The 9248-nt window shown below is 46.8% G+C and carries 9 protein-coding genes and 1 pseudogene; all 10 read left to right on the plus strand.

Annotation, left to right across the window (positions count from 1 at the left end; translation table 11 throughout):
- Nucleotides 1–210: pseudogene (locus tag Q0438_RS04560) on the plus strand (3-deoxy-D-manno-octulosonic acid transferase); the annotation flags it as partial.
- Nucleotides 210–959: an RluA family pseudouridine synthase gene (locus Q0438_RS04565; protein ID WP_299187875.1), complete on the plus strand. Its 750-nt coding sequence runs from the start codon at nt 210–212 to the stop codon at nt 957–959. The pseudogene Q0438_RS04560 and the gene Q0438_RS04565, both read left to right, overlap by 1 nt.
- 66 nt (nt 960–1025) lie before the next feature.
- On the plus strand, nt 1026–2366 hold the full coding sequence (gene ffh, locus Q0438_RS04570; RefSeq protein WP_299187877.1) for a signal recognition particle protein: 1341 nt from the start codon (nt 1026–1028) through the stop codon (nt 2364–2366).
- 78 nt (nt 2367–2444) lie between these two features.
- A complete protein-coding gene (gene rpsP, locus Q0438_RS04575) occupies nt 2445–2675 on the plus strand; it encodes a 30S ribosomal protein S16 (RefSeq protein WP_291939688.1) in 231 nt (76 codons plus the stop codon).
- A 1-nt stretch (nt 2676) separates the two neighbouring features.
- The gene (locus Q0438_RS04580) at nt 2677–2919 is read left to right on the plus strand and encodes a KH domain-containing protein (protein WP_005873158.1); all 243 of its coding nucleotides are present in this window, start codon (nt 2677–2679) and stop codon (nt 2917–2919) included.
- Entirely contained in the window at nt 2912–3442 is a 531-nt protein-coding gene (rimM, locus tag Q0438_RS04585) for a ribosome maturation factor RimM (RefSeq protein WP_299187879.1), read from the plus strand. The genes Q0438_RS04580 and rimM overlap by 8 nt, the downstream gene beginning before the upstream one ends.
- On the plus strand, nt 3439–4140 hold the full coding sequence (gene trmD, locus Q0438_RS04590) for a tRNA (guanosine(37)-N1)-methyltransferase TrmD (protein ID WP_299187882.1): 702 nt from the start codon (nt 3439–3441) through the stop codon (nt 4138–4140). Before rimM ends, trmD begins: the two co-directional genes overlap by 4 nt.
- The gene (gene rplS, locus Q0438_RS04595; protein ID WP_299187885.1) at nt 4137–4493 is read left to right on the plus strand and encodes a 50S ribosomal protein L19; all 357 of its coding nucleotides are present in this window, start codon (nt 4137–4139) and stop codon (nt 4491–4493) included. The genes trmD and rplS overlap by 4 nt, the downstream gene beginning before the upstream one ends.
- A gap of 295 nt (nt 4494–4788) precedes the next feature.
- A complete protein-coding gene (locus Q0438_RS04600) occupies nt 4789–7740 on the plus strand; it encodes an acyl-CoA dehydratase activase (RefSeq protein WP_299187888.1) in 2952 nt (983 codons plus the stop codon).
- Nucleotides 7730–8947: a 2-hydroxyacyl-CoA dehydratase gene (locus Q0438_RS04605; protein WP_299187890.1), complete on the plus strand. Its 1218-nt coding sequence runs from the start codon at nt 7730–7732 to the stop codon at nt 8945–8947. Before Q0438_RS04600 ends, Q0438_RS04605 begins: the two co-directional genes overlap by 11 nt.
- Nucleotides 8948–9248 lie beyond the last annotated feature (301 nt).

Consider the following 9248-nt stretch of genomic DNA (forward strand, 5'->3'; position numbering starts at 1 on the left):
AGCCCGATCGAGGCGGCGAGCTTCGGCGTACCGATCATCAGCGGGCGATTTTTTCATAATCAAAAGGCGCTGTACGCGCTCGTACAAAACATCGCTCTGTGCGAGGCGGATGAAATTTCAAACGCTTTAAAAGAGCCGCTAAAGGGCACGCGGATAGATAAAATTTGCGATCTGCAAGAGATAGAAAATTTAATCAAGGAAAGAATTTAATGCAAGAAAAAGCCTACAAACTGCTAGCGGCGCAGGAAAACATCTCGCACAACGAAGCTAAAGCCCTCATCGACGCGGGGCTTGTGAGCGCGCGCGGCGCAAAGATCGCTCTAGCGCGCGAGATGCTCGGCGAAAATACCAAATTTAGCGTGATGAAGCCCGCAAAACCCGCGATCATATACGAGGATGAGAACGTTTTGGCGGTCAATAAGCCGCCCTTTATGAGCAGCGAAAATCTGGAAAAAATCTATAAATTCGGCCTTCTAAACCGCTTGGATAAGGAAACCAGCGGGGTCGTGCTGCTGTATAAGAACGAAGAATTTCGCGAAGCGGCGATTGCGGAGTTTAAAAATTTGCGCGTGAAGAAAAGCTACATCGCGATCGTGAAGGGGATCGTGAGCGAAGAGATGAAATTTGACGAGCCGATTTTGACGATAAAGACCCGAAGCGGCGCGTTTTCTAAAATTTCGCCAAACGGCAAGAGCGCATTTAGCGAGGTTTATCCGCTTATGGTAAGCGGCAAAAAATCGCTTGTAAAGGTGCGGATCGAGACGGGCAGGACGCATCAGATCCGCGTGCATCTGGCAAACGCGGGATTCGGCGTAATAGGCGATGAAAAATACGCTAAAAGTCGCGCGAAGCGGATGTTTCTGCACTCATACGAGACCGAAATTTTGGGGCTAAAATTTAAAGCTCCGCCGGGTAAAAGCTTCAACGAATTCGGCTTTGAAATTCCTAAAGAGCTCTGATATTCAATGGCTTTTAAGTTAATTTTAGGTAACATCGCAAGTTTAAAAATTTTATAAGGGATCAAAGTGTTTGAGATCATAAGCGAGTCGTTTAAAAACGCGGTCAATAAATTAAAAACAATCGATGACGAAAAAGCTTTAAAAAACGCCTTGGAGACGCTAAAAAAAGCGCTTTTAAAGGCCGACGTGCACCACAAAGTCGTAAAGGATTTTTTGGCACTTGTCGAAGCCGATCTTCGTATCGGTACGATAGGACAGAAGCCGTTTTTGCAGTCCATCAAGACAAATTTGACTAAAATTTTAACGGCGCCTAGAGGCAGCAGCCAGGGATTTGTATTTGCCGGCACGCCTCCTACGGTAGCTTTGATGACGGGACTTCAGGGAAGCGGAAAATCCACAAGCACGATAAAACTTGCAAACTATCTGAAACTTCGTAAAAAAAAGGTCTTGGTTGCAGCGTGCGACTTGCAGCGCCTAGCCGCGGTCGAGCAGCTCCGCCAGCTGTGTGAGGCGAATGAGATTGAGCTATTTTTCATTGAGGGCGAGAGTGATCCGCTAAAGGTTGCCGAAAAAGCGCTAAGCAAGGCTAAAAGCGGGCTTTATGACGTACTGCTCGTAGATACGGCGGGACGTCTTGCGATCGATGAGGCGCTAATGGCACAGCTTGCGGAGATGAAAAAAACTCTAAATCCGCATGAAATTTTTTACGTAGCGGACGCTATGAGCGGTCAAGACGGTATTAAAACGGCCGCTAAATTTGATGAAATTTTAGGTCTTACTGGCGTGATTTTAAGCAAATTTGACGCCGACACCAAAGGCGGCGTAGCTCTTGGCATCGCGCAGCAGCTGGGTATACCGCTTCGCTTTATCGGAACCGGCGAGAAGGTTGCCGATCTGGAGGGCTTTATACCCGATAGAATCACTGGCCGCATTATGGGCGAGGGCGATTTAGCGACGCTGGCCGAGAAAACAAGCGCCGTTTTTGACGAAAGAGAAGCTAAGGCCTTGAACAAAAAGATCAAAAAGGGCGAGTTTAATTTCAACGATTTCGTAAATCAGCTAGAAAGCGTGAAAAAGCTCGGCAATATGAAAAATTTAATCGGCATGATCCCGGGACTTTCCGGCATGGCGAATAAGATAAAAGATATCGATTTGGAAAACTCAAAAGAGATACTTCATATCAAAGCGATGATCAACTCTATGACGCCGAAAGAGCGCGAAAATCCGGATCTGCTAAATAATTCGCGCAAGCGCAGACTTGCTGCGGGCGCAGGGCTTTCGCAGGTAGAGGTAAATCGCTTCTTAAAGCAGTTTGCGGGCGCTTCGAAGCTTGCGAAGAAATTTTCAGGCAAGGGCGGCATGCAGGGGCTTGCCTCAATCGCTCAAAGGCAAAATTTACCGAGATAGCCTCTCGGTAGAGTTTGCAGATGTTTAAGTTTTAGCCATCTGCAAGTTCTAAAACTTACAAAAATTTAAGGAGAAAAAATGGCAACAGTTGTTAGGCTTACAAGAATCGGAAGAAAGAAGCAGCCTTTTTACCGCATCGTGGTAACGGATAGTAGGAAAAGACGCGACGGCGGCTTTATCGAGACGATCGGCTTTTATAACCCGTTAAAGCAGAGCGATAATATTAAATTCGACGCGGAGCGTTTGGCATACTGGAAGAGCGTAGGTGCAAAGTTAAGCGATAGGGTCGCTCAAATCACAAGCAAATAAAATGGTAGAAAATTTTATAAAAGAATACGCAAAGTTGATCGCCGACTATCCGCAGTCTGTCTCTACGCAAAAGCGGGTCGGTGAAAATTTTACCGAGATCATCGTCTATGCCGACAAGGCCGATACCGGCAAGCTCATCGGCAAGGACGGCAAAATGATAAACGCCATAAAGACCGTCATCATCGGCTATAAAGCAAAAGATCCGATCAATTATAAAATTACCGTCAAAGCCAAAGATGCCTGATGATCTTTTAGAGGTCGCGAAGCTCGGTCGGACTATCGGTCTAAAGGGCGCGGTTAAAATTTTCGATCGCAGCGACTTCCCCTCTCAGTTTAAAAAAGGCGCCAAATTTTATCTGCGAAACGGTGAAATTTTAGAAATTCTATCCTTCAACGGTGCAAACTTTAGCGCTATTTTTAAAAATTACGAAAGCGTAGAAGCGGCGACAAATTTAACCAATCAAATCATTTACCGAAGCAAAGAGGACACGCGAAAATTTTGCAAATTGCAAAAGGGCGAGTTTTTCTATTTCGATATTATTGGGCTTGAAATTTATGAAGACGGCGTGATTTTGGGGCGCATAAGTGACATATCGCAGATCGGAAGCGGCTATCTTTTTGAGGTAGAAACGGATGAAAGCTTAATCTCGCAGGCTTTGCCGAAAGAATTTTTCATCCCCTACGTAGACGCCTATGTGAAAGAAATTTCGCTTAGCGAGCGTAAAATTTTTACACAAAATGCGCGCGCGATTTTGGAAAACTCATGAATTTTATCTTCATCTCTCTATTTGAAAATCTCATCGCGCCGTATTTTGAGGACTCAATTTTAAAGCGCGCGGTCGATAAAAAAATAATTGCGACGCATTTTTTTAACCCGCGAAATTTCACGACAAATCGCTACAAAAAAGTAGATGATTATATGATCGGCGGCGGCGCGGGGCTTTTGATCGGCACGGAGCCGCTTGCCGGGACTATAGAACACGTAAGAGCTAAATTTAAAAATACGAAGTTCATCTATCTCTCGCCCGCCGGTAAAAAATTTAACCAAAACGATGCCAAGCGCCTAAGCGGCGAAGAGAGCTTGTGCTTTATCTGCGGGCGCTACGAGGGGATCGATGAGCGCATAGTCGAAAGATATGTGGATGAAATTTTTTGCATCGGCGATTTCGTCCTTACCGGCGGCGAGCTCGGCGCGCTTTGCATGTGTGATGCGATAAGCCGCAACATAAAGGGCGTTTTAGGCAACGAAAGCTCGCTTGTTGAAGAAAGTTTTGAGGGCGGAATTTTAGAGGCGCCCGCGTTCGCAAAGCCTGATATTTTTGAAAATTTACCTATAGTTTCAGAGTTTTTAAAGGGTAATCACGCTAAAATGCGCAGCTTAAAAAATCAAATGGCGCTATGCAAAACGAGGTTCTTCCGCCCGGATATGTACCGAAAGATCGCCAGAAATAAAGGAAATTTATGAAAAACAAGTATATCCAAGCGTTTGAGGACGCTCAGATCACAAGCAAAAGTGTGCCTGATTTCCGTGCCGGCGACACCTTAAAGGTAGCCATCAGGATCAAAGAGGGCGATAAGAGCAGAATTCAAAATTTTGAAGGTACCTGCATTGCACGCCGCGGAAACGGCGTCAGCGAGACCTTTATCATCCGCAAGATCGGCGCAAATAGCGTCGGCGTAGAGAGAATTTTCCCGATCTACAGCGAAAGCATCGAAAGCATCGATGTTCTAAGAAAAGGACGCGTTCGCCGCGCGAAGCTATTTTACCTACGCGACAGACGCGGTAAAGCGGCTAAAATCAAAGAGCTTCGAAAATAATCCTTTAAATTTACGCTTCTGAATTCAAAAAGGAAGCTCTTTTTATAATGCGCGAGATTTTAAAAAATTTCGCGCAAAATCCACTCGCATTAAATCTAAAATTTTACAACTTTTCCATTAAAATTTTTAATTTTGAATTACCTAAAAATCGCCTTTTTCTATAGAAAAAGATAAAATATATCCTGATTTTATTTGCGTTTAAAAATATTACTATAAAATGCAAATTTTAATTTAGAAAGCTCGCGCTAAATTTGAGAATTCGGCCGAGTAAAATTTATTCAGTAAAGAGCGAGATGTGATTTTTTTAGGCATTGACGTAGGATCAACTACTGTTAAAACGGTAGTTTTAAACGAAAAATATGAAATTTTAAGCAAAAGCTACGAGCGGCATCTGGCAAAGCCAAAAGAGCTGGTGCTGGATAAAATTTTGCAAATCCAAAAAACCTATGCAGGCGAGCAATTTAGCGTCGCCATAGCGGGTTCGGCGGGCATGGGTATCGCCAAAAATTGCAAAATTCCGTTCGTCCAAGAGGTTTTCGCTACCTCGCTCGGCGTCAAGCGGATGTTTCCAAAGACCGATGTCGTCATCGAGCTCGGCGGCGAGGATGCTAAAATTTTATTTCTCACGGGCGGACTTGAGGAGCGGATGAACGGCTCGTGCGCTGGCGGTACCGGCGCATTTATCGATCAGATGACCAATCTTTTGCATCTGGATATCACGGAGCTTGATCGTTTAAGCTTTGCAGCTAATAAAATTTACCCAATCGCCTCGCGCTGCGGCGTGTTCGCCAAAAGCGATATCCAGCCTCTACTAAATCAAGGCGTACGCAAGGAAGATATCAGCGCCAGTATCTACGCCGCGGTCGTTGAGCAGACGATCTCGGGGCTCGCTCAGGGTCGCGAGGTCAAGGGCAATATCCTGTTTTTAGGCGGTCCGTTGTTTTTCCTAAAAGGCCTTCAGGCTCGCTTTAAAGAGGCGCTAAAGCTCACCGATGAAACCGCGACCTTCCCTGACATCGCACCTTATTTCGTGGCTTACGGCAGCGCGCTATACGCAAAGGATACGGGCGAGACTCTAAATTTAGAGGAAACGATCGCGCTTTTAAAAAAAGAGCCCGACAGAACCGCTCTGGAAGCCGAGCCGCCGCTTTTCAAAGACAGAGCGGAATTTGACGAGTTCACCGCTCGTCACGCCCGCGCCAGCGTGCCTAAGGTAGATATCCACACCTATAGCGGAGATGCGTATTTGGGCGTAGATTGCGGCAGTACCACAATCAAAGTCGTGCTGATAGGCGCAAACTACGAGCTGCTGTATAAATTTTACTCCTCCAATAAAGGCGATCCCGTCGATATCCTGCTGCCGCGCCTTAAGGAGTTATACGATCTTTGCGAAGGTCGCATTAAAATCAAAGGTAGCGGCGTTACCGGCTACGGCGAGGATCTTATAAAAACCGCCTTTCGCTTCGATTACGGCATCGTCGAGACGATCGCGCATTATAGCGCCGCGCGCCACTTCAATCCGAAGGTAGATTTTATCATCGATATCGGCGGACAGGACATCAAGTGCTTTTCGATAAAGGATGAAAATATCGATTCTATCGTGCTAAACGAGGCGTGTAGCTCGGGCTGCGGCTCATTTTTGCAGACCTTTTCAAATTCCTTGGGCTACGACATTAAAGATTTTGCAAACTTAGCTCTTTTTGCGACCCATCCCGCCAAGCTTGGCAGCCGCTGCACGGTCTTTATGAACTCCTCGGTCAAGCAGGCCCAAAAGGACGGCGCTACGATCGAGGACATCAGCGCAGGTCTTGCCATCAGCGTCATAAAAAATGCTATTTACAAGGTTATCCGCGTGCGAAACGCCGACGATCTTGGGCAAAATATCGTAGTGCAGGGCGGGACATTTTTAAATAATGCCGTGCTACGCGCGTTTGAGCTTGAGCTTAAGAAAAACGTCATCCGCCTTGATATCAGCGAGCTTATGGGCGCATACGGCGCGGCGCTTTTTGCCAAAAATAACGCAAATGAGCGCACCGATATGATAAGTCGCGCCGAGCTTGATAGCTTTACTCACAGTAGCGAGTTTAGCGTCTGCAAACTCTGTACGAACAAATGCCCGCTTACGATTAGCCATTTCGGCGATACTAAATTTGTCACAGGTAACAAATGCGAGCGCGGCGCGGGCAAGGAGATCCGCCACGACATCACGAATTTATTTGAGTTTAAAAACGAGCTTTTGCGAAAATACCGCAAGCCGCCGAAGCAGGGCGCACCGCGGGTCGGAATTCCGTTTGTTTTGAATATGTTCGAGATGATCCCGTTTTGGAGCGCATTTTTTGAAAATTTAGGCATGAGCCTCGTGCTGTCGCAAAAGCCGCGAAAAGAGACGCTGTTTTTGGCAAGCCAGAGCATCCCGAGCGACACCGTCTGCTACCCGGCTAAAAGCGTGCATGGCCACATCTACGATCTTTTAAACAAGGATGTGGATTTTATCTTTTATCCATGCATGAGCTACAGCTTGGATGAAAATATCAGCGAGAACTGCTACAACTGCCCCGTAGTTGCATATTATCCGGAGCTTATCCGCTCAAACGTAGGGGCGCTGGAGGAGAAAAAATTCCTCTATCCGCACGTGGATCTGAATATGCAAGACTCGTTTTCAAAGACGATGCAAGGCGAGCTTGCGGATGTCGGGTATAAATTTAATGTCGATGCGATCAAAAACGCCGTATTTCAGGGGTTAAAGGAGCTGCAAAACTATAAAAATACCGTCCTAATCAAGGGCGAGGAGACTCTAAAAGAGATACAAAGCAGTGGCGCTAGCGCCGTGGTGCTCGCGGGTCGCCCGTATCATATCGATAAGACGATCAACCACGGCATCGATCGCTATCTAAATTCCTTGGGCTTCGTAGTTCTTAGCGAGGATTCGCTGCCTTTGACGCAGGTACGCACGAAATCGCTAAATCAATGGACCTACCACGCCAGGCTTTATAGCGCGGCGCAGTTCGTCTGCAAATACCCGCGCATGCAGCTGGTGCAGTTAGTCAGCTTCGGCTGCGGGATCGACGCGATCACGGGTGATGAGGTGCGCGACATACTGCGTCAAAACGGTAAAATTTACACCCAGCTTAAGATCGATGAAGTCACCAACCTAGGTGCGGTCAAGATCCGCCTTCGCAGTCTAAAAGCTACCATGCTAGAGCGCGAGAAGCAAGCGCAATCAAAAAAGGCCAATAATGTTTGCTAAATTTACAAAAGATATGAAACAAACCCACACGATCTTAATCCCTACGATGATTGATCCGCACTTTCGCTTTATGCAGGGGGTGCTGCGCGATGAGGGATACAAAAGCGTGCTGCTTAAAGAGGATCGTGCAAATATCGTCGAAGAGGGGCTTCGTAGTGTCCATAACGATATGTGCTATCCCGCGCTGCTCGTCATCGGACAGTTTATCGACGCGCTAAAAAGCGGCGAGTACGATACGCACAAAGTAGCGCTTCTCATCAGCCAAACGGGCGGCGGTTGCAGGGCGAGCAACTATATAAATTTACTCCGCAAGGCGCTTGAAGATAGCGGCTTTTCTTACATTCCGGTGATCTCTTTAAATTTCGGCTCGTTGGATGAAAACGAGTTCGCGCTCGGTAAAAAATCGCTCATCAAGCTTATGGCTGCGATCTTTTACGGTGATTTGATGATGAGCCTTTATAATCAATGCAAGCCCTATGAGATGACCCTCGGCGCTACGAATGAAATTTACGAGCGGGTCGCCGCGCGCATCGCTTCGATGACAAACGAGTGGACGTTCTTCCGCTTAAAAAAGAATTTTCGCTATATTCTGGAAAACTTTGCCGCTCTGCAGCGCAGCGGCGAGCAAAAGATCCGCGTGGGCATCGTGGGCGAAATTTATCTAAAATACTCGCCTATCGGCAACAACGGCCTAAACGCCTATCTCATCCGCGAAAACGCAGAGCCCGTAAATACGGGGCTGATGGACTTCGTGCTTACCTGCATCTACGATGCGGTTTACGATAAGCAGCTCTACGGCAAGGGCGGCGCGGCGTATTACGGCTCGCTCGCCGTCGCTAAAATTTTAGAATTTTTCCAGGGCTGGCTGATAGAGGAGACGAAGCGATATGGATTTGCCGCGGCGACGCCGTTTGGCGAGGTGCGTGCAGCCGCCGAAGGCTACATCAGCCATGGCGTCAAGATGGGCGAGGGCTGGCTACTAACGGCGGAGATGGTGGAGTTTATGAAGCGCGGTATCGAAAACGTCGTGTGCGCGCAGCCCTTTGGCTGTCTGCCGAACCACATCATCGCGCGCGGAATGATCCGAAAGATCAAGCAAAACTATCCGCAGGCAAACATCGCCGCGATCGATTACGATCCGGGCGCAAGTGCGGTAAATCAAGAAAACCGCATAAAACTTATGCTTGCCAACGCAAACCGAAAGTAGCGCGAGCTTTTATTTGCTTGTGCCCGTCGGCTCATGCGCTTTGTTATTTGAGCCGCCGAATTGAGCTTTTTGCCGCTTAATCTTGGTCGCAATGCGGCGTAAATTTTAAAAATTTAGCGCGCAGCAAGTGATAAATCGCATTGCGGTAAATTTAAAGAATTTAGAATTTTTAGAAATTTTGGCGAGTAAATTTTCAAAGAATTTTGAAATTCCGAGTGGGCGAATCAATAAATTTTATCTACATTGCGCTTTTTGAACACGCACCTTTCTATGAAATACAGCGTGAAATTTTAAAATTTCA

It is taken from the genome of uncultured Campylobacter sp. (assembly GCF_938030785.1).
Taxonomy (GTDB): Bacteria; Campylobacterota; Campylobacteria; order Campylobacterales; family Campylobacteraceae; genus Campylobacter_B.